Below are 253 nucleotides of genomic sequence, written 5' to 3'. Positions count from 1 at the left end.
GTAACGGATTCTGTGTAACTGCGCGTTTTTAGATTTTAAATATGCTTGCTGAGTCGTTCCTAAAATTCAATTATAAAACGACTCATTGCATTTCGCCAGTCTCGAATTTGCATCGTCCATTTTTTAGATGCCTCTTTTATTGCCAAATAAATAATTTTTCTCGCAGAGTCTTCATTTGTAAATATCTTACGCTTTTTAATCTCTCGGCGAATAACGCTGTTGAGCGACTCAATTGCATTCGTTGTATAAATGG

1 protein-coding gene is annotated in these 253 nt (G+C 35.6%); it reads right to left on the bottom strand.

Going from position 1 to position 253, the window contains the following annotated elements; translation table 11 throughout:
- Positions 1–59: 59 nt before the first annotated feature.
- The coding region (locus AAEY55_RS18495; RefSeq protein ID WP_350552729.1) for a transposase at positions 60–253 on the bottom strand (194 nt) is incomplete at its 5' end.

Source organism: Pseudoalteromonas sp. 120-MNA-CIBAN-0494 (genome assembly GCF_040308885.1).
GTDB lineage: Bacteria > Pseudomonadota > Gammaproteobacteria > Enterobacterales > Alteromonadaceae > Pseudoalteromonas > Pseudoalteromonas nigrifaciens.
Note: the sequence above shows the minus strand (reverse complement) of the source record. Positions and strands in the feature narration are given on the sequence as shown.